Raw genomic sequence first — 18,139 nt, forward strand, 5'->3', positions numbered from 1 at the left:
CCTTGAAGAGGGCATGAGGCGCGGATAGTCGGTGGTGCAAGAGGTGCAATCAATACGCTGGAAGAGGTTTGGGAAAGGCCCTACAGGCAGCGCTGAAAAGTCACTGGCAGGTCATGCAAATCGTGTCATCCAGACAAAAAAATGCCGGTCAGCAAGACCGGCATTTGGGTACATCCAGACAGCGACGGTGGATCAGAACTCGTGGTCAGCGTTGTCCGGGTTCAGATCGGTGATGCCCAGCTTGCCTGCGGCCTGCTCGATGGCGCCGGTCTGCTTGACCAGTGCGGCGATGGCGTCACGAACAACCTGATTGCCAGCCGTGTTGCCTGCTGCGATCAGTTGATCGAAGTGCTCGCCCTTGTTGGCATGGTCGACGATGACCTGCAGCTTGGCCTGGGTATCGTCCAGGTCGGCGCGCAGGGTGGCGTCGGTCGCAGGGTCTACCTTGGCGACCAGCGACGACAGGCTCGGGCCGCTGATTTTGGTACCGTCGGTGCGGGTGTATTCGCCCAGGTACACGTTGCGAATGCCTTTGCCGTTGTAGAAGTGCGAGTTGTGCGTGTTGTCGCTGAAGCAGTCGTGTTCGTCTTCGCTGGAGTTGGCTTCCAGCGCCACTTTCATGCGCTCGCCCGCCAGTTCACCCAGCGACAGGCTACCCATGCCGAACAGCATCTTGCGCAGACCGTCGACGCCGGATTCGGCTTCCAGCGTGGCGCGGTAGTTGTCGGCGACGCCGGCTTTCCAGTTGCCGGACATTTCTTCGAGGTCGCTGACCAGCAGGTCGGTGACGGCTTTCAGGTAGGCACGACGACGGTCATTGTGGCCGCCGGTTGCGCCAGCGCCTTCCAGGTAATCGCTGGCTGGACGGTTGCCGGCGCCAGGGCCGGTGCCGTTCAGATCCTGGCCCCACAGCAGGAATTCGATGGCGTGGTAGCCGGTGGCAACGTTGGCTTCGGAACCGCCCAGTTCATTCAGGCTGGCGAGTTTCTCTGAAGTGATCTGCTTGACGTCGACCTTGTCTTCGCCCACCTGGATTTCAGTGTTGGCGATGATATTGGCGGTTGCGCCAGGGTTGCCCAGTGCGTGCTGGTAGTCCTTGGCAACGTAGTCGATCAGGCCTTCGTCCAGCGGCCAGGCGTTAACCTGTCCTTCCCAGTCGTCGATGATGGTGTTGCCGAAGCGGAACACTTCGCTCTGCATGTAAGGAACACGTGCGGCAACCCAGGCGTCGCGAGCGGCCTTGAGGGTTTCGTCGTTCGGCTTGGCCAGGAATGCATCAACGGCAGTGCTCAGTTTTTTGGCACCGGCTTCGGCATCGCTGAAAACAGCGGAAACCATGTTCGCGTAGTTGGCGACCACAGCCTTGGCGGCGGCGTCATCGGTCTGGGCTGCGGCAGGCGTGGCGGGTGCAGCCGGTGCTGGCGCGGCGGCCGGAGCAGCAGGCGCAGCTGCGGCAGGTGGAGTTGCAGCCTTGTCCTTGCCTTCGCCACAACCGGCGAGAGAGATAGCGATGGCCAAGAGACTGGCGGTTGCCAAAGGCATACGAATCATGACGGAATCCTGCGTTCATAGGGGTGAAGGCGCAGAGCGCCCAGAAAATCTGCGACATAATGCGAAAGATTTGCATTCGATGTAAAGGCAAAACGCCTGTCGAGTCGCGAACAGCTACCCGAGAGCTTGTAACAGTCGGTTTCGGGATATTACGAGGACCGCTTTATTCGGCCGTGCAGCAGTGTGAGGCCGGTTCAGAGAATGGCGGCGTTATTGCGCTGATCCAGCTTAAGGAATGCAAGCAACTCCCGTGCGGGCAGCGGCTTGCTGTAGAAATAGCCTTGGCCCTCATGACAGCCCTCAGAGATCACATACGCTTCCTGCTCGACCGTTTCGACGCCTTCGGCAATGACCTGCATGCCCAGACTCTTACCCAGCTGAATGATCGCACGCACGATGGTTGCGTCGTCATCATCGTCGATCAGGTCCTGCACGAAACTCTTGTCGATCTTGATCTTGTCCAACGGCAGGCTTTTCAGGTAGCTCAGGGAGGAGTAGCCCGTGCCGAAGTCATCAATCGCAATCAATGCCCCGGAGCGGCGCAGGCTGAGCAGATGCTGGGCAGCCGTGGTGATGTCCTCCATCAATCCGGTTTCGGTTACTTCCAGCTCAAGGCTGCGGGGTGGCAGGCGGTAGATCTGCAACAGGTTGTTCACCACGCGGGGCAACTCGGCGTGGTGCAGCTGCACGGTGGAGAGGTTGACGGCCATGCGCAGGTCGGTGAAGCCCTGGTCGTGCCATTCGCGCAACTGCCGACAGGCCTGGTCCAGCACCCATTCACCCAGCGCAATGATGGTGCCGTTCTGTTCGGCCAGCGGGATGAACACGTCTGGCGGCACCAGGCCGTGCTCGGGGTGCTGCCAGCGGATCAGCGCTTCCACGCCGACGATCTGATGGTCTCGATAGCTGATCTGTGGCTGATAGACCATGTACAGCTGATTGCGCGGCAGGGCTTCGCGCAGGTCCTTTTCCAGTTCGCGGCGCCGACGCATCTCGCAGTCGACGCTGGCGATGTAGAACTGATAGCGATTGCGCGATCTGGCCTTGGCCAGGGTCATGGTCTGCTCGGCCTTTTGCAGAAGCTTCTCGGGGCTGTCGCCATCCTCCGGGAACAGCGTGATACCGATGGTTGCGCGCAGCCGAATGGACTGGCCATCCACAGTGAACGGAGCTTCGAGTTCATCCAGTACGTTCTGCGCCAGCTCGGCCGCTTCGTAAGGCTCTGCGATGTCTGCCTGGACCAGTGCAAACTGATCACCACCCAGACGTGCCAGCGCACCCAGTCGACCGCTGTGGGCGCGCAACCGGTCCGCCAGGGCCAGTAGCAGCTGATCGCCGGCCTGATAACTGAACTGCTCGTTGATGCCCTTGAAGTCATCCAGGCCGACACACAGCACAGCGACCCGATGCTGTTGCCGTCCGGCGTTCTCCAGAATGTTCTCCAGGCTCATCTGCAACTGCACCCGGTTGGGAAGGCCGGTCAGGAAATCGTATTGCGCCATGCGTTGCAGGTTGTTTTCGGCTTCGTGGCGCAGGTAGGTATTACGTTCGATGGAGGCGAGCAACTGGTTGGCCGTATTGACCCAGATACCCAGCTCGTTCTTTTCATGACCCTTGAGCAGGGGCAACTGATGCTCACTGGGGCGATCAGGGTTGATGGCGGTCAGGTGTTCGATGATTCGCGAGAGTGGCTTGGTCAGCAGCCAGTGATAGACCAGGTACAACACGAGACCCATCGCCAGCGCCCGCAGCACGCCGGAGATAAAAATGATCACGGCATTGATGATGAAGCCTTCGCCATAGTTGGCGGTGTCCAGTGTGATGCGCAGATCGCCATAGTATTCACTGTACGGGCTGCGTCCGACCAATTGCGTGGTAAAGCTGCGCTCCTGACCCAGAATGAGATCCGTGAGCCAGCGGGTTGAAGAGGTTTTCAGCGGTCGGTCTTTTTCGGCCAGCAGGGTTTCGTTCGGATGCCCGATGGAGGCCATGCGCACGGCATTGTCCTGAAACAGGCCTTCGATGACCTGCATGCCCATTTCCCGGTCCAGGCTGTAGACCGCCTGAGTAGAGGGGTCCCTGAACATGTCCAGAATGCGTTCGGCGTCGCTCACCACTGCCTGGCGGGTCTTGTAGGCGTCATAGACGATTTGCGCGCAGCTCAATACCACGCCGACAAAGAACGCCGACAGCAGCACCACGCGCAGCAACTTCACCGACAAGCTGTTCTTGAGTTCCAGCTTCAATGGCCGTTCCTTAATCCAAGTCGCAGGCGTATCGCCCTGTCACCCTCGAAAAACGGATGATCGAGACGGTCTAGCCCGGTTGATCCCTCTTTTCTGCGCCGCTGCCTGGGACCCACGGACTCGTGCAATCCTAGTGTGTCGGGCGGCTGCGCTTGTAACTTGAGCGTAACGCTGTAAAAGAACTGTTGCGTGATATTAGTCAGCTAACGTTTTCTGGCAATACACGACGTTACAGTTGTACATGAAAAACTGCCATATTCACGCATTTGAGTGACACATTCGCGGTGCCTTCACGATATTGAGGGGCTTGCTTCCCGTCACACGCGTGCCGAATGCAGGCAATAAAAAACCCGGCACATGGCCGGGTTCTTGATGACACTGGAAATCAGGCGGCGTATTGCTTGGCCACGAAGTCCCAGTTCACCAGGTTCCAGAACGCTTCTACATACTTCGGACGCACATTGCGGTAGTCGATGTAGTAGGCGTGTTCCCAGACGTCGCAGGTCAGCAAAGGCTTGTCACCGCTGGTCATCGGGTTGCCCGCACCAATGGTGCTGGCCAGCGCCAGGGAGCCGTCAGCTTTCTTCACCAGCCAGCCCCAGCCGGAGCCGAAGGTGCCGATGGAAGTCTTGCTGAACTCTTCCTTGAACTTGTCGAACGAACCGAACGCAGCGTTGATTGCGTCAGCCAGAGGGCCGGTAGGTTCACCGCCACCGTTAGGCGACAGGCATTCCCAGTAGAAGGTGTGGTTCCAGACCTGAGCGGCGTTGTTGAAGATGCCACCCGAGGAAGTCTTGACGATTTCTTCCAGAGTCTTGCCTTCGAACTCGGTGCCTGGCACCAGGTTGTTCAGGTTCACGACGTAGGTGTTGTGGTGCTTGTCGTGGTGATATTCCAGCGTTTCCCTGGAAATGTGCGGCTGCAGAGCATCGTGGGCATAAGGCAGTGGCGGCAATTCAAAAGCCATGGTTTATCTCCTTTCAGGTCATTTGCGGTTATCGCACGGCCGATCACGGGCGGCCGGATACAGCATGCACCGGGAGTTTTACTCTTTTGCGGCGCAGACCCCGGACTATAGCACCGGCCCTGCGGCATAACCACGCAACAACTGTGTGGGAAAGAGGTTCCAGCGTTGTCGACCCAATGGCCATGAAAATCACTCAAGCGCTACGAATCAACTGCACGGCAACGGTAAACATCATCACCGCCACCAGCACGTCCAGCAGTCGCCAGGTTGCTGGACGGGCCAGCCAGGGCGCGAGCCAGGCTGCGCCGATGGCAAGGCTCGAGAACCACAGCAGCGAGGCGCTGGCAGCACCGACCACGTAGGCTTCCGGCACGGCCTGCTGTGCACCGAGCGATCCGATCAGCAACACGGTGTCCAGATAGACATGCGGATTGAGCAGGGTCACGGCCAGCGCGCTGAGCAACACGGCGCGCCGCGACCTCATCCCGGTGGCGGCGCTGTTTTCCAGTCCCTGTGATGAACAGGCACGACGCAAAGCCTGCAGGCCATACCAGCTCAGGAATGCCACGCCACCCCAACGCGCAACGGCCAGCAGGGTAGGGTTCTGCGCCAGCACATTCGCCAGGCCGAACACTCCGGCAGCAATCAGCAGCGCGTCGCAGACAATGCACACCAAGGCCACCGGAACATGGTGCTCACGACGCAGCCCTTGCGCCAGAACGAACGCGTTCTGCGTGCCGATGGCCATGATCAGGCCCGCAGCCACCAGCAGACCGTTTAAATAGCTTTGCCACATCAGATGCGCTCCGGCAGTCAGTTCAGGTGGCGATTCTGGCGTCAGAAGCGGTATAAGGAAAACCAATAATCCTGATCGCTCATTAGGAAAACTGATGTTTGACTACAAGCTGCTATCGGCGCTCGCTGCCGTCATCGAGCAGGCCGGATTTGAACGCGCTGCCCAGGTATTGGGTTTGTCCCAGTCGGCCGTGTCCCAGCGCATCAAACTGCTGGAGGCGCGAATCGGTCAGCCGGTGCTGATCCGGGCCACACCGCCGAGCCCGACCGACATCGGGCGGCGATTGCTCAATCATGTGCAACAGGTTCGGCTGCTGGAGCGTGACCTGCAAAGCCAGGTGCCCGCGCTAGACGAGGAAGGCATGCCGGAGCGACTGCGTATCGCCCTGAACGCCGACAGCCTTGCCACGTGGTGGGCGCAGGCGGTCGGGGATTTCTGCGCCGAGCATCATCTGCTGCTGGACATGGTGGTCGAGGATCAGGACGTCGGACTCAAGCGTATGCGTGCAGGCGAGGTGGCAGCGTGTCTGTGTGGCAGCGAACGGCCAGTGGCCGGCGCACGCAGTCAGTTGCTGGGGGCCATGCGCTATCGTGCCCTGGCGTCGCCGTCGTTCATCGACCGGCATTTTGCCGATGGTGTAAGTCCTGAGAAACTGGCGCGCTCAGCAGCGTTGGTCTTCGGCCCTGATGATTTTTTGCAGCACCGCTATCTGGCTTTGCTTGGGGTCGAGGGCGGTTTCAAGCATCATCTGTGTCCCTCATCCGAAGGCTTCATGCGCATGATCGAGGCCGGACTTGGCTGGGGGCTGGTACCTGAATTGCAGGTCAGCGAGCAGATACGCAGCGGTGCACTGCGCGAACTGCTGCCTGCCCGCTACATCGATGTGCCGCTTTACTGGCATCACTGGCGCAACGGCGGCCAGTTGCTGAACCGCCTGACCGAGCATCTGGCACAAAAGTCCGGGCGCTGGCTGGTGCCGCCTGGCGGCAAGTGAGCGTCAATACGTTCATATATGAAAACAATGCGGGTAGGGTTTGTCCTGTCCCGCAGACGCGTCAATGGAGCGGTAAATGAAGATTCTGGTTACCGGCGCAAGCGGCTTCATCGGTGGACGCTTCGCGCGTTTCGCCCTGGAGCAGGGCATGAGCGTGCGGATCAATGGTCGCCGAGCCGAAGGCGTCGAACATCTGGTCAGACGGGGTGCCGAGTTCGTGCAGGGCGACCTGACCGACCCGCAACTGGTTCGGGCGTTGTGCGATGACGTGGACGCCGTGGTGCACTGCGCAGGTTCTGTCGGTGTGTGGGGGCGGCGTCAGGATTTCATGCTGGGCAACGTGCAAGTCACCGAAAACATTGTCGAAGGCTGCCTGAAACAAAGGGTGCCGAGACTGGTCCATCTTTCGTCGCCTTCGATCTATTTCGACGGTCATTCGCGCCAGGGCATCAAGGAAGAGCAGGTCCCCAAGCGTTTCCACAACCATTACGCCGCGAGCAAGTACCTGGCCGAGCAGAAAGTATTCGGCGCGCAGGAGTTCGGGCTGGAAGTCATCGCCCTGCGGCCCCGCTTTGTCACAGGGGCGGGCGACAACAGCATTTTTCCGCGCCTGCTGCGCATGCAACAGAAGAAGCGCCTGTCCATCGTCGGCAACGGTTTGAACAAGGTGGACTTCACCAGCATGCAGAATCTTAACGAGGCCATGTTAAGCAGTCTGCTGGCCACCGGTTCTGCGCTGGGCAAGGCCTACAACATCAGCAACGGCGCGCCGGTGCCGTTGTGGGATGCCATCAATTACGTGATGCGGCAGATGCAGTTGCCTCAGGTCACCCGTTATCGTTCATACGGACTGGCTTATACCGCTGCCGCGATCAATGAAGGGGCCTGCATGCTGTGGCCGGGGCGACCTGAACCCACGCTGTCGCGTCTTGGAATGCAGGTCATGAACAAGGACTTCACGCTTGATATCAGCCGTGCCATGCATTATCTGGACTATCAGCCACGTGTCAGTCTCTGGGCTGCGCTGGACGAGTTCTGCGGCTGGTGGAAAGCCCAACAATCGAGCTGAGTCGGTAGTGGCACATTGAAATATCATCAGGTGCCATTGGTATACTCGCCAGCTTTGGTTTCAACAGCTTCTTGAAGGGTTGCTCATGCGTAACGATCCATATGACGACATCGATGACGTCCCAAGCCTCAGCGCCAAGGACGACGATGATGATTTCGTGCCGGAAAAAGGCGCACGCGAGCGCACGACGGTCTACTCGCGCACAACGCCGGTGGTCAAGGTCAAGGGACCGAGCACCGGTCCGCTCTGGGCGTTGGTCGGCGCATTGTTCATCGCCTTCTGCGGACTGGGCTGGTGGAGCTTTCAGCAGGTTTCGCTGATGGAACAGCAACTGGTCGCGACGCAGGAAAGTTTTGCGCGCATCAGTGAAGAAGCGGCGGGGCGCCTGCAGGATATTTCCGGCAAGGTCGTGGCGACAGAATCGCTTTCCAGCGACGGCGAAGCGCTCAAGCAGCGGATCAAGCTGCTGGAAGCGCAACTGGAAGATCAGGACAAGCAGCGCGAAGGCGTTGAGGGCCAGCAAAGCAGCCTCGACAAGCGACTGGAACAGATGGCTGCGCAAACCACCCAGCAGCAGACCGAAAACGCTCAGCTGCAGGAACAGCTCAAGGGCGTGGTCACCGAGCTGACCGCGCTTAAGGCCGCCTTGCCTGACCTGAAAACCGCGCAGGCGGATCAGGGCAAGCTGGACACTCAGCTCAAGAGTCTGGCCGCCGATGTCGCGAGCCTGAAGAAACAGGGCAATCCTTCCGCCGCCGTCGAGCGGCTCGAACAGGACCTGATCGTGCTCAAGAGCGAGCAGGAGAATCGTCCGGCCCCTGCGGCTGCTGGCAATACCGCCGAGTTCGATGCGTTTCGTGCTCAGGTGACGCGCAACATCAATACCCTGACCAGCCAGATCCAGAACCTGTCACAACAGCTCAACGCCCGTCGTTGAAGCCATGCGCTACCGGCCGCCGTATGGGCGGTCGGTGGCGTTTTTCTTCTTCCGTACAAAAAAATCCTGCTCCCTAAATAAATATGGAATTGCTAGCAAGAGGCCCCTTTACCCTTGCGTCTCTATTTATTACATGGAGTTTTCGCAATGAAAGGAATCAATACGACACGCCCGGTCACATTGGCGGCTAATGGAACGCTCGATGAGGTGGCATCCACCTCTCCCGCAGCACTGAGCGCCGAACTGGCAGGGCCGCCCGGCAAACCGGTGGTCAAACCGCCAGTCAAGCCACCCGTGAAGCCGCCAGTCAAACCCCCGGTCAAGCCGCCAGTGAAGCCCCCGGTCGAGCCGCCTGTAAAGCCGCCAGTCAAACCTCCGGTCAAACCGCCAGTGAAGCCACCGGTCAAAGCGCCGATCAAGCCACCCGTAAAGCCGACCGAAAAACCACCCGTTGAAATGAAGATGCCTGCCGACCCTGCGCCACCTTCGCGGCTGGATAAACTGTTGAGCATCGTCAATACCGCGACCGGCGTGCTGCAACTCGTTCATCCGCTCAACAGCGTGTTCAACCCGGACGGCACCGTCACTCATCCAGATGGCACTGTTCAGAACATCGATGGCACGACGGTGCACGCCGACGGCAGCACCGAACACCCGGATGGCAGCGTTCTGCACAAGGACGGCACCTGGGTGTTTGCCGACGGCTCGGTCAATTACCCCGATGGTCGCTGGAAACATGTGGATGGCACCGTCACTGACGCAGACGGCACTGTGATTGGTGTCACGGAGCCTGTCGCTTCCAAGTGACCGGATCCGTTTCCCGAGGCAATAAAAAACCCTGACGCTCACACGTCAGGGTTCTTGTGCTGCCAAGCGCCGATTACAGGCGCGGGTAGTCGATGTAACCCACCGGACCCTTGGCGTAGAAGGTCTCCGGGTGCGCTTCATTCAACGGCGCATCGCTGGCCAGCCGCTCCGGCAGATCCGGGTTGGCAATGTAAGGAACACCCCAGGCCACTGCGTCGGCCTTGCCCTCTGCCAACCAGGCATTGGCGCTGTCCTTGGTGAACTTCTCGTTGGCGATGTACACGCCGCCGAAGTCTTTCTTCAACTGTGGGCCGAGGCTGTCGCTGGCGTCACGCTCGCGTGCACAGATGAATGCAATCCCGCGCTTGCCCAGCTCTTTGGCGACATAGCTGAAGGTTTCGGCCAGGTTATCGTCGCCCATGTCATGCAGGTCGGCGCGAGGCGAAAGGTGTACGCCGACACGGCCAGCGCCCCAGACGTCAATGGCAGCGTCCGTCACTTCCAGCAGCAGGCGGGCACGGTTTTCCAGCGAACCACCGTACTGATCAGTGCGCTGGTTGGTGCTGGTCTGCAGGAACTGGTCGAGCAGGTAACCGTTGGCGCCGTGAATCTCCACGCCGTCAAAACCTGCGGCCTTGGCGTTTTCCGCGCCGACACGGTAGGCGTCGACGATGTCACCGATTTCCGCCAGCTCCAGCGCACGTGGCGTCGGATATGACGTGATAGGGCGCACCAGACTCACATGGCCTTCAGGCTGGATGGCGCTCGGCGCAACCGGCGCTTCACCGTTCAGGTACTGCGGGTGAGAGATACGGCCCACGTGCCACAGTTGCAGGACGATACGCCCGCCAGCGCCGTGCACGGCCTTGGTGATGTTGCTCCAGCCGCGCACCTGATCGTTGGACCAGATACCGGGGGTGTCTGGATAGCCGACGCCCATCGGCGTCACGGAAGTGGCTTCGCTGATGATCAGGCCGGCCGATGCGCGCTGTACGTAATACTCGGCCATCAGCGCGTTGGGCACACGGCCTTCGTCGGCGCGGCAGCGGGTCAGCGGCGCCATGATGATGCGGTTTGGCAGTTGCAGATCGCCAATCGTGATCGGGTCAAAGATAGTCGTCATGTGTCGAATCCTCTTAATTGATCAATGAGTTGCCGGGGCCAGATCGGGGTTGCCGGTCTGACGGAAAGTAATCAGGGTGATGAGCAGCGCGAGCACTGCAAGGACCGCGGCGGCCAACGGCACGCGGGTCAGGCCCAGGCCATGGGCAATGACGCTGCCGCCGATCCAGGCACCCAGTGCGTTGCCGACGTTGAACGCGCCGATGTTCAGTGTGGACACCAGATTGGGTGCGGCCTTGCCGAAGGTCACCACGTTGATCTGCAACGCAGGCACAGCGGCGAATGCGGCAACGGCCCAGAGGAATAGGGTGATTTCAGTCGGGATCAACGCAGCGCTGGTCCAGCTCAGCGCGGTGGAAATCACGGCCATGGAAATGAACACGGCAATCAGCGTTGACGACACCTTGCGGTCGGCCATCTTGCCGCCGATCACGTTGCCGACTGTCAGGCCCAGGCCGATCAGCAGCAGCGTCCAGGTCACGCCCTGAGGGGACACGCCGGTCACATCACCCAGCAGCGGTGCCACGTAGGTGAACAGTGCAAACATCGACGCCGAAAACAAGGCGGTCATGGTCAGCGACAACCAGATCCCGGCGCCCTTGAGGGCGGCCAGTTCGGCGCGCATGTCGAGCTTCTCTTCGTCACGATTGGTGGGCAGAAAGCGGATCAGGCCGATCAAGGCAATCACGCCGATGACCGTCACAGCCCAGAAGGTCGAGCGCCAGCCTGCGTATTGACCCAATGCCGTGCCCAGCGGCACGCCCAGCACGTTGGCCAGCGTCAGACCGGTGAACATCAGGGCCACGGCAGAGGCGCGACGGTTGGCGGGCACCAGACCAGCAGCGACCACCGAGCCGATGCCGAAGAACGCGCCATGACACAGTGCAGTCACTACGCGTGCAAACATCAGCACGTCATAGTCGCTGGCCAGCGCGCAAAGCAGATTGCCGACGATGAAAATGCCCATCAGCGTGACCAGTGCTGCCTTGCGTGGCAGCCTGGCTGTGGCCATCGCCATGAACGGTGCACCGATGGCGACGCCCAGCGCGTAACCGGTCACCAGCCAGCCGGCACCGGGAATCGACACACCCAGGTCCGCAGCGACATCGGGCAGCAGGCCCATGATGACGAACTCGGTGGTGCCGATGGCGAAGGCGCTCAAGGCCAGAATGAATAGTGAAAGAGGCACGGGGGCGTCTCCTTGAAAAAGTGGATGGGTCAGGCCGGGTTGTTCAGCTCTTGCACCAGAGCCTCTACGAACGCCTGGATGGTCTCTTCATTGCGCCTGAAGAAATGCCACTGACCGACCTTCTTGCTGCTGATCAGACCGGCTCGTTGCAGGGTCGCCAGATGCGCAGAAACGGTGGACTGGGAAAGCCCGGCACGTTGATCGATCTGCCCGGCGCAGACGCCGTGCTCAATCGAGTGTTCCTGAGAGGGAAACGTGGCGCGCGGGTCCTTGAGCCAGGTCAGGATCTCTCGGCGGACCGGATGGGCCAGCGCTTTGATGATGTCGTCGAGGTCGATGGGCATGTCGTTCTCACAGGCGGTGTAGCGATATATCGCGATGGAACGAACCTTATATCTGTATTTCGCGATATACAAATATGATTTTGGACTTAGCTCATCAAGAATCGGTATATCGGGTTATATCGATATATGGACCTGAGCCTGAAAAGCGGCGTACGCTTGTCCTCATGAATTATCTGGCGCATCTCCATCTTGGCGGTCATCGACCCGCCCAATTGCTCGGCAGCCTGTACGGCGACTTTGTCAAAGGCCCACTGCCGGGGCGTTTTCCTGCGGAGCTTGAAGCGGCTATCCAACTGCATCGCAGCATTGACGCATTCACTGACAATCATCCGTTGATCAAGGCATCCATTGCCCGCTTTCCTGCGCAGCGGCGTCGCTATGCGGGCATCATGCTCGACGTGTTTTTCGACCACTGCCTGGCGCGTGACTGGCATCGCTATGCCGATCTGCCGCTGGAGGTCTTCACGCGCAAGGTTTACGGCGTGCTGGCTGCCGAGCCGCAACTGCCGGAGCGGCTAGCGTTGATCGCACCGCGCATGGCGGCGCAGGACTGGCTGGGTTCGTATCGAGAGTTCGGTGTGTTGGAGCAAGTGTTGGGCGGGATTTCCCGGCGTCTTTCAAGGCCGGAAGGGCTGGCAGGCGGCATGCAGGAACTGCAAGCGCTTTACCAACCCCTCAGTGCGGACTTCGCTGAGTTCTATCCGCAGTTGCAGGACTTCGCTCAGGCGGCCCTGGCAGGGCGCGAGACCACTTCGCTTGGTTGAGCACTTTCGCCGAACAGCGCGACCTGAACCGCTTGTTGTGCCTTGTAGGCCAGAGCGGCGCGTTCCTGATCGGCGGTCTGGATAGGCGCGAGCAAGTGAATATGCACATCGCTCTGTTCGTTGGCGAACAGGCGGCGCAGGTGCGACAGCAGGTCATCGTCACCAATGAACGGCGCAATCGGGTCAGGCTTGCCGTCGCGGGAATAGGCAATCGCGACTGGCTGAATCGCCACGCCCGCTTCGATGGCGCTGGACAGCAAACGACCATGGAACGTGCGCAGGCTTTTGCCGTCGGTAGTGGTGCCTTCCGGGAAGATCAGCAGCGCATTTCCCTGTTGCAGATGACTGCTCATCTGCTTCTGGATCAGGCGACTGTCGCCCGAACCGCGACGAATGAACAGCGTGCCGGCTTTCAGCGCCAGCCAGCCTGCAACCGGCCAGGTCCGCACTTCGGCCTTGGACAGAAACGACAACGGGGCGAGCATGCCCAGCAGAGCAATGTCAGTCCATGACACATGATTGCTGACCCACAGCATCGGCTTGCGCGGCAGCTCGCCTGTGACGGTCACACGAAACGGCAGGGCATGGGTCAGGCGCGCCATGAACCAGCGGCTCCAGCGCTGACGGCGCTCCATGGAACTGCCGACCTTCAAACGCTCCAGTACCGCAAAGGCCCCGGCAATTGTCAGCCCCAGCGCAACCACCAATAGCACTCTGACCACGCGGACATAGCCGCGTACCCGGCTCATCACACCGCCGCCTTGAAGTGACGGGCGTAACGTGGGCACAGGTCGTCGCGCTTGAGCAGGATGAACACGTCGGCGACCTGGAAATCTTCGTCCCAGCACGGCTCGCCGCAGATTTTTGCACCCAGGCGCATGTAAGCCTTGAGCAGCGGTGGCATCTCGCAGATCACGTTGCTTGGAATGTCGAGCGCGGGCAGCGGGTTCTTCGGCTCGGCGCGCAGGTGCTCGTTGCACAGGTAGCGTTCACGCAGGCGCTGCATGATCGCGTGGGCCTGAATGCCGCCGTCCTGCATCGGGATACTTGCGCACCCCATCAGGTAGCTGTAGCCGCCTTCATTCAGCACTTCAGCCAGCTCGCTCCACAACACCGCAATGGTGCCGCCGTTACGGTAGGCCGGGTCCACGCAGGTGCGACCCAGCTCCAGAATCGGGCCTTGCAGATGAACCAGCCCGTGCAGACTGAATTCCTCTTCACTGTAGAAGCGGCCCAGTGTCGTGGCCGCCTTGTGATCGAGCAATCGTGTGGTCGCCACCAGTCGCCCGGTGTTCAGATCACGTACGCCGATGTGCGAGCAATGCACGTCGTAGTCGTCGATATCCAGACCTTGTTCGGCACCGTTGAGGCGGGCGTTGAACTCCTCGCTGAACACGCTGAAACGCAAGGCCTGTGCTTCCTGCAAGGCTCGCGCTCCCGTCAGGCGCTCGGCCTGAAGACGGCGTTCAGAAGTGTTTTCACGAATGCGTGCGATCTGGGTCATACGAATCTCCATGAGCCAGCCTTACGAAATGGCCGGTCGACTGAATTGTCCAAGCGCTTTGCTGTAGTTGCAGGCTAGGGAGATGCCGTGTCATGCCCATGAAGCTTTGGTGATGGTTGTGTGACGGCCGCAGCGCGCGTGATCCTTCGCGCTCTGCGTCTGCTGCTGGAGTGACGCAGAGCGTCACGGGCTGGAGGGTTGATCCTTCTACGCAAATCTCTTGGATAAACACAAACCCCGTGGGAGGCGGCTTGCCGGCGATGGCGTCAGTTCAGTCACTGATCGGTCGCTCCAGAAAAAGCATCGCCGGCAAGCCGCCTCCCACAGTAGTCCGTGGTTGCAGCAAAACTCGGGTGCATGGGCATGATCGGCGTGCTTGAGGTCACTCTGATCGTTCCCACGCTGCGTGGTAACGCCTCCTGGGACGCTCCGCGTCCGCTGTTGAGGTGACGCGCGGAGCGTCACGGGATGCATGCCCACGCGGATAGGCACGATCAGGCATTCAGCCGCACGCTTGTCATAAACCCCTGCTACTGTGCCCGGATCATTTTGCGAGGACTCGTCATGCTGTCTCGGTTGGCTCGCTTGTTTCTGTTGGTAGTTCTGGGTGCAAACGCATTGAACGCACAGGCCGAAACCTGGCCCGGCGAGCAATGGTCTTCCCGACCGGCCCCCCGCAGCGCCGCACTCGATGCACTGGAAACCTACGCCTTCCCGCCCCGCGATGAAGCCAACCGCACAGGCGTGCGCACCGATGCGTTGCTGGTGATCCGCGACGGCGAGATCGTCTATGAGCGCTACGTCGGTGTGACCAACGCAGAAACCCCGCACCTGACCTGGTCGGTCAGCAAAAGCATTCTCGCGACTGTTCTGGGCGTGGCATTCGGGGAAGGGCGCTTTCAACTGGCAGACCCGGTGGCAAAGTTCTACAAGCCCTTTAGCACTCATCCCGACATCACCGTTCAAGACCTTATGCACTGGGCGTCCGGTCTGGACTGGCAGGAAGATTACGAATACGCGCCGCTCAACTCCTCCGTCGTCGCGATGCTGTACACCCGCGGTCGCGACGACATGGCTCGCTTCACCGCCAGCCACAAGGCCGCCACGACACCGGGCACGCGTTACCTGTATTCCAGCGGCGACAGCACCGTGCTGGCCGCAGCGTTGAAAGGCATGGTCGGAGCAGAGGCCTACCCAAGCTATCCCTGGACAGCACTGTTCGAGCCGCTCGGCATTCGCAGCGCTGTCTGGGAAACCGATGCCAGTGGTACCTTCGTAGGGTCGTCCTACGCCTACATGACCGCCCGGGATCTGGCACGCGTCGGCCTGCTGATGCAGCGTGGCGGGCAGTGGCAGGACAAACCATTGCTCAACAAGGCATGGATGGACTTTGTACTGACGCCCTTCAAGGGTGAGCAGATTCAGGCCAAGGTCGAAGTGCCCGGCGGACAGTGGTGGCTCAACCGCACGGCCGACGGAGGCAGCGGCCCTTGGCCCGATGCGCCCGCTGATACCTTCGCCGCGCTCGGCCATTGGGGGCAGGCGCTCTACGTGATCCCCAGCCAGAAACTGGTGATCGTGCGCTACGCCGATGACCGCGACAGCAGCTACGATCACGACCAGATGCTCAAACGCATCCAGGCAGCGTTCGGCAAGGAGAACGGGCAATGAGTAATCGTCGAGCGTTCATCCTGCGTCGTCCCTTCACCAGTCTGCTGCTGTTGCTGCTCGCGGCGCTGGCTGTGCTGATCTTCCAGTACCGCGTCGCCCTGCAGGCGTTTCCGACCATCATCAGCGCGTACACCGCCAAGGAATACTGCTCGTGCCGTTACGTGGTGAACAATCCCGAAGAGTACTGCCGGGCCTACGTCAAACAGTACGTGCCCAGCACGCTGATCGATGAACCCCAGCAGAAACGTGTGATCGCCAGCGGTCTTGGACGTGTCAGCATCGCCGCCTGGCAAGGGCCGCTGGAAGGTTGTCGCCTGTTGCCGGAATCGCCATAACAGACGCTGGACGAACGGAGCGGTTTGCCAGCGGTCTGACAGGCGGATAAGGTGCTTCTCAATTGCCCGCCCGGAGTCTGCATGCTCAACCTGCCTCGCCTGCTGTTGGCCCTTCTGGCCACAGCGGCGCTTCCTGCCCACGCCAGTTGGTATCTGGATAACGAGTCATCACGCCTGTCGTTCACCTCCACCAAAAACGCCGATATCGCCGAAGTGCATCGCTTTCTGGTACTGCACGGCAAGGTTGATGACAAGGGGCTGGCCGAGGTGGAAGTCGAACTGGAATCGGTCAGTACCGGCATCGCCCAGCGTGACGAGCGACTGCGTGATCAAGTGTTTCAGATAGGCCAGTTTCCCGCTGCCAGAATCAACGCCCGACTCGACATGCGCCCCATCAACGCCCTGGCGCCGGGCGCGCAGCTGGAGTTGCGCCTGCCGCTGTCGGTCAGCCTGCGTGGCAAGACCCACACCTACAACGCCGAATTGCTGGCCACGCGTCTGGATGATCGACGCTTCCAGGTCGTGACGCTCGAGCCTTTGGTGGTTCACGCTCAGGACTTCGATCTGGTGCCGGATTTCAACGCATTGCGCACTCACGCAAGTCTGTCGGCGATCAGCCTGTCGGTGCCCGTTGGCGCCGTCCTGATCTTCACGGCGCGCTGACATGAGCAGTGCGATCTTTCCGTGGCGTGAAAACAACCAGTTCAAACTGCTCATCGACGGCCCTGCGTTCTTCCCGCGCATGATTGCCGCCATCGACCGCGCCGAGCAGCAGGTCGATCTGGAACTGTATCTGGTCGAGGCAGGCGCCTGTGCCGACGCAATGGTGCGAGCACTGGTAGACGCCGCCCGGCGTGGCGTCATCGTGCGCTGCCTGTTCGACGACTTTGGCTCCAAAGCCTTCAACGCTGGCCTGCGCAAACAATTGACCGATGCCGGTGTAATCCTGCGCTTCTACAACGCGATCCACTGGCGCCGCGGCCTGCGCAACTTCTACCGCGACCATCGCAAAATATTGGTAGTGGACAAGACCCTGGCCGTGGTCGGCGGCACCGGCGTGACCGACGAATTCTGGGAACCGGACAAGGACGTGAGCCAGTGGCACGAGGTGATGGTGGAAATCACCGGCCCGCTGGTAATGGACTGGCAAGCGCTGTTCAACCGACAGTTTCACGTCAACCCGCGCCGCACCGCCTGGCGACCGAAAGAAAACTTTGGCCTTACGCACCTGCCCAACGCTCCGGTCTCCGGAGAAGGGCTGGGCCGCGTGGCCTACGCTGACTCACGTCAGCATCGCGACATCCTGCAATCACTGGTGCGCGCCCTGAACACCGGCCAGAAACGCATCTGGCTGGCGACGCCGTACTTCCTGCCCACCTGGAAAGTCCGTCGCTCCCTGCGCAGAGCCGCAGCGCGTGGCGTCGATGTGCGTTTGCTGCTCACCGGACCACGCACCGATCACCCGTCCGTGCGCTACGCAGGCCATCGTTACTACCCGCGCCTGTTACGCGCTGGCGTGAAAATCTTCGAATACCAGCCGTGCTTCCTGCACCTGAAAATGGTCCTGATCGACGACTGGGTCAGCATCGGCTCGTGCAACTTCGACCACTGGAACCTGCGCTTCAACCTGGAAGCCAACGTCGAAGCCCTCGACCCGACGCTGACGAAAGACGTCGTCGCCAGCTTCGAAAAAGACTTCGCCCTGAGCGCCGAAACCACCCTGGCCGACTGGAAAGCCCGGCCACTGTGGCGACGCGTGAAACAGCGTCTCTGGGGCTGGATCGACCGGCTGGTGGTCAACCTGCTGGATCAGCGTAACTGAAGGGAAGGGGCCGGCAACGGC

Annotated in this window: 18 protein-coding genes; 9 read left to right on the forward strand and 9 right to left on the reverse strand. The window is 60.5% G+C overall.

The window, feature by feature from the left end; genetic code table 11:
* Nucleotides 1–192: 192 nt before the first annotated feature.
* From AO065_RS12065 to AO065_RS12080, 4 genes are all read right to left on the reverse strand, one after another.
* Nucleotides 193–1,551, reverse strand: a complete 1,359-nt coding sequence (locus tag AO065_RS12065; protein ID WP_054540879.1) for an imelysin family protein — start codon at nucleotides 1,549–1,551, stop codon at nucleotides 193–195.
* Between the two features lie 194 nt (nucleotides 1,552–1,745).
* On the reverse strand, nucleotides 1,746–3,797 hold the full coding sequence (locus AO065_RS12070) for a putative bifunctional diguanylate cyclase/phosphodiesterase (protein WP_004881457.1): 2,052 nt from the start codon (nucleotides 3,795–3,797) through the stop codon (nucleotides 1,746–1,748).
* A gap of 385 nt (nucleotides 3,798–4,182) precedes the next feature.
* A complete protein-coding gene (locus AO065_RS12075; RefSeq protein WP_004881455.1) occupies nucleotides 4,183–4,764 on the reverse strand; it encodes a superoxide dismutase in 582 nt (193 codons plus the stop codon).
* 193 nt (nucleotides 4,765–4,957) lie between these two features.
* Nucleotides 4,958–5,560 carry a LysE/ArgO family amino acid transporter gene (locus AO065_RS12080; RefSeq protein WP_004881452.1) on the reverse strand — a complete coding sequence of 201 codons (603 nt, stop codon included), beginning with the start codon at nucleotides 5,558–5,560 and terminating at the stop codon, nucleotides 4,958–4,960.
* A 94-nt stretch (nucleotides 5,561–5,654) separates the two neighbouring features.
* Between AO065_RS12080 and AO065_RS12085 the strand changes: the two genes are divergently transcribed.
* From AO065_RS12085 to AO065_RS12100, 4 genes are all read left to right on the forward strand, one after another.
* Nucleotides 5,655–6,554: a LysR family transcriptional regulator ArgP gene (locus tag AO065_RS12085; RefSeq protein ID WP_004881450.1), complete on the forward strand. Its 900-nt coding sequence runs from the start codon at nucleotides 5,655–5,657 to the stop codon at nucleotides 6,552–6,554.
* Between the two features lie 76 nt (nucleotides 6,555–6,630).
* Nucleotides 6,631–7,623 (forward strand): NAD-dependent epimerase/dehydratase family protein, encoded by a 993-nt coding sequence (locus tag AO065_RS12090; RefSeq protein WP_004881447.1) that lies wholly within the window; start codon nucleotides 6,631–6,633, stop codon nucleotides 7,621–7,623.
* A gap of 85 nt (nucleotides 7,624–7,708) precedes the next feature.
* Nucleotides 7,709–8,560 (forward strand): hypothetical protein, encoded by an 852-nt coding sequence (locus AO065_RS12095; protein ID WP_004881445.1) that lies wholly within the window; start codon nucleotides 7,709–7,711, stop codon nucleotides 8,558–8,560.
* Nucleotides 8,561–8,707: 147 nt separating this feature from the next.
* On the forward strand, nucleotides 8,708–9,367 hold the full coding sequence (locus tag AO065_RS12100; RefSeq protein WP_004881443.1) for a hypothetical protein: 660 nt from the start codon (nucleotides 8,708–8,710) through the stop codon (nucleotides 9,365–9,367).
* Nucleotides 9,368–9,440: 73 nt separating this feature from the next.
* On the opposite strand, the gene AO065_RS12105 is transcribed toward AO065_RS12100, so the two are convergent.
* From AO065_RS12105 to AO065_RS12115, 3 genes are read right to left on the reverse strand one after another with little or no spacing between them, the layout of a single operon-like run.
* Nucleotides 9,441–10,490, reverse strand: a complete 1,050-nt coding sequence (locus AO065_RS12105) for an alkene reductase (protein WP_004881442.1) — start codon at nucleotides 10,488–10,490, stop codon at nucleotides 9,441–9,443.
* 21 nt (nucleotides 10,491–10,511) lie between these two features.
* Entirely contained in the window at nucleotides 10,512–11,678 is a 1,167-nt protein-coding gene (locus AO065_RS12110) for an MFS transporter (protein WP_004881440.1), read from the reverse strand.
* A 29-nt stretch (nucleotides 11,679–11,707) separates the two neighbouring features.
* Nucleotides 11,708–12,022 (reverse strand): ArsR/SmtB family transcription factor, encoded by a 315-nt coding sequence (locus tag AO065_RS12115; RefSeq protein WP_004881438.1) that lies wholly within the window; start codon nucleotides 12,020–12,022, stop codon nucleotides 11,708–11,710.
* Nucleotides 12,023–12,186: 164 nt separating this feature from the next.
* On the opposite strand from AO065_RS12115, the gene AO065_RS12120 reads away from it, so the two are divergent.
* Complete coding sequence (locus tag AO065_RS12120) at nucleotides 12,187–12,786, forward strand: acyl carrier protein phosphodiesterase (RefSeq protein ID WP_004881436.1); 600 nt, start codon at nucleotides 12,187–12,189, stop codon at nucleotides 12,784–12,786.
* Here AO065_RS12120 and AO065_RS12125 read toward each other — a convergent pair.
* Both AO065_RS12125 and olsB read right to left on the reverse strand, forming a co-directional pair.
* Complete coding sequence (locus AO065_RS12125) at nucleotides 12,744–13,535, reverse strand: lysophospholipid acyltransferase family protein (RefSeq protein ID WP_004881435.1); 792 nt, start codon at nucleotides 13,533–13,535, stop codon at nucleotides 12,744–12,746. The genes AO065_RS12120 and AO065_RS12125 overlap by 43 nt on opposite strands.
* Nucleotides 13,535–14,290, reverse strand: coding sequence for an L-ornithine N(alpha)-acyltransferase (gene olsB, locus AO065_RS12130; protein WP_004881433.1), 756 nt, complete (start codon nucleotides 14,288–14,290; stop codon nucleotides 13,535–13,537). The genes AO065_RS12125 and olsB overlap by 1 nt, the downstream gene beginning before the upstream one ends.
* A gap of 564 nt (nucleotides 14,291–14,854) precedes the next feature.
* Between olsB and AO065_RS12135 the strand changes: the two genes are divergently transcribed.
* From AO065_RS12135 to AO065_RS12150, 4 genes are all read left to right on the forward strand, one after another.
* Nucleotides 14,855–15,961 (forward strand): serine hydrolase domain-containing protein, encoded by a 1,107-nt coding sequence (locus AO065_RS12135; protein ID WP_004881432.1) that lies wholly within the window; start codon nucleotides 14,855–14,857, stop codon nucleotides 15,959–15,961.
* Complete coding sequence (locus AO065_RS12140; protein WP_004881429.1) at nucleotides 15,958–16,296, forward strand: hypothetical protein; 339 nt, start codon at nucleotides 15,958–15,960, stop codon at nucleotides 16,294–16,296. Before AO065_RS12135 ends, AO065_RS12140 begins: the two co-directional genes overlap by 4 nt.
* 81 nt (nucleotides 16,297–16,377) lie before the next feature.
* Complete coding sequence (locus tag AO065_RS12145) at nucleotides 16,378–16,959, forward strand: YceI family protein (RefSeq protein WP_004881428.1); 582 nt, start codon at nucleotides 16,378–16,380, stop codon at nucleotides 16,957–16,959.
* Nucleotide 16,960: 1 nt separating this feature from the next.
* On the forward strand, nucleotides 16,961–18,118 hold the full coding sequence (locus AO065_RS12150; RefSeq protein WP_004881425.1) for a phospholipase D-like domain-containing protein: 1,158 nt from the start codon (nucleotides 16,961–16,963) through the stop codon (nucleotides 18,116–18,118).
* Nucleotides 18,119–18,139 lie beyond the last annotated feature (21 nt).

Origin of the sequence: Pseudomonas viridiflava, from assembly GCF_001642795.1 — a bacterium.
GTDB classification, from domain to species: domain Bacteria; phylum Pseudomonadota; class Gammaproteobacteria; order Pseudomonadales; family Pseudomonadaceae; genus Aquipseudomonas; species Aquipseudomonas viridiflava.